Below are 1323 nucleotides of genomic sequence, written 5' to 3'. Positions count from 1 at the left end.
ACAATGGTCGTTTTGCTGTATTCGGGAGCAAGTACTCTAGATGCTAAATTAGCGGTGTTTAGTGCAGTGATAGTCGTAGGATGCATCTCATTTATTTCATTATGCTTGGCTAGCCCAGTCAAAAAATTAATAGGTCGGACTGGTGATGAGGTGCTAAGACGCTTTCTCGGCGTATTGCTTGCCGCACTTGCTATTCAGTTTATAGCAGACGGAATTATTGCGTTTTCTGCAATGATTTAGTTGGAATGAATGGTTGCTTTAACAGGCGATAAAAACCCTTGCAATTTTCATTAGTCATTTCATTTGAACCTATTGAGTAGTGCCGTCCGAGTGAACTTTCGGACTTATAGGTGCCAAATAATCTATCCCAAAACACGACACTAAATCCAAAGTTTTGGTCGTGATCTGCATGATGAATGCTGTGGTGTACTCGATGAATACTGGGCGTAATTAATATTTTTCGCAATACGTTTTCAGTTCTTGGTGTAAAGCGAATATTTGAATGATTGAATAATGCGAAAGCGTTGAGAGCTATTTCGAATATGACAATAGCTGCGAAGGGAATACCGAATACTAGGACGACGGTCGATTTTATTAGGGTTGATAGAAGCAGTTCAAAAGGGTGGAACCTAAGTGCGCTGCTTGCGTTTAAAGATGGATCGCTATGATGAACTCGATGTAGTTTCCATAGAATAGGCACTCTGTGGAAAACTCTGTGCTGCCAGTAAATAATAAAATCCAAAATGATTACCGACACAATAACAATTATGGCAAGTTGGTTATTGTTGTCGCTGATTAGATAAAAAATGCCTATCTGCCAACTTTCATTCAGCAGAGCGATGTTGGCAGCCAGCACAACGGGGACTATTTGAAGGGCAAGGCTCGTTAATCCTGTTAAGGATATGTTTTCGACAAAATGTCTTGGGTTATTTTTACCAGATTGACGTGCGGGGATTAGATGTTCAATAAGAGACAAAGACATAAGACATAATCCAAAAACGGATAGTCTTATGATGCTCTGATATTGTTCAATAACGCTTGAAAGTACTTCCATTAGTTATGTATAGATTTCACCTGGCTCGTAACTGATGTTGGGAATGAATATTTGACGATGCGCTTGAATACGCCCCAATACTGCCTCCCGAAGCTACCGGTATTGTATGGAATTCCGTGTTCTCTGCAAATTTCTTGCACTTTAGGAGCCATTTCTTGGTATCTAGGTGCTGGAATATCAGGGAACAGGTGGTGTTCAACCTGATAGCTTAAATGGCCAGTGAGGATATGGAAAAGTTTAGAGCCTTCAATATTGGACGAGCCTAGAAT

Annotated in this window: 3 protein-coding genes; 1 reads left to right on the top strand and 2 read right to left on the bottom strand. The window is 40.4% G+C overall.

What is annotated here, in order from left to right; all coding sequences use genetic code 11:
- The coding region (locus A3739_RS06225) for a MarC family protein (protein ID WP_231877021.1) at positions 1-240 on the top strand (240 nt) is incomplete at its 5' end.
- On the opposite strand, the gene A3739_RS06220 is transcribed toward A3739_RS06225, so the two are convergent.
- Both A3739_RS06220 and A3739_RS06215 read right to left on the bottom strand, forming a co-directional pair.
- The gene (locus A3739_RS06220; protein ID WP_082878295.1) at positions 215-1054 is read right to left on the bottom strand and encodes a sterol desaturase family protein; all 840 of its coding nucleotides are present in this window, start codon (positions 1052-1054) and stop codon (positions 215-217) included. The two genes, A3739_RS06225 and A3739_RS06220, sit on opposite strands and share 26 nt — an antisense overlap.
- The coding region (locus A3739_RS06215) for a fatty acid desaturase (protein WP_197472113.1) at positions 1054-1323 on the bottom strand (270 nt) is incomplete at its 5' end. The genes A3739_RS06220 and A3739_RS06215, both read right to left, overlap by 1 nt.

It is taken from the genome of Oleiphilus sp. HI0067, from assembly GCF_001635735.1.
The sequence above is the reverse complement of the archived record's forward strand: the minus strand, read 5'-3'. Positions and strand labels throughout refer to the sequence as shown.

What these genes read in the sequence shown, in the direction of transcription:
- A3739_RS06220 (WP_082878295.1), bottom strand. Translation starts at nt 1,054, where the DNA reads ATGGAAGTACTTTCAAGCGTTATTGAACAATATCAGAGCATCATAAGA.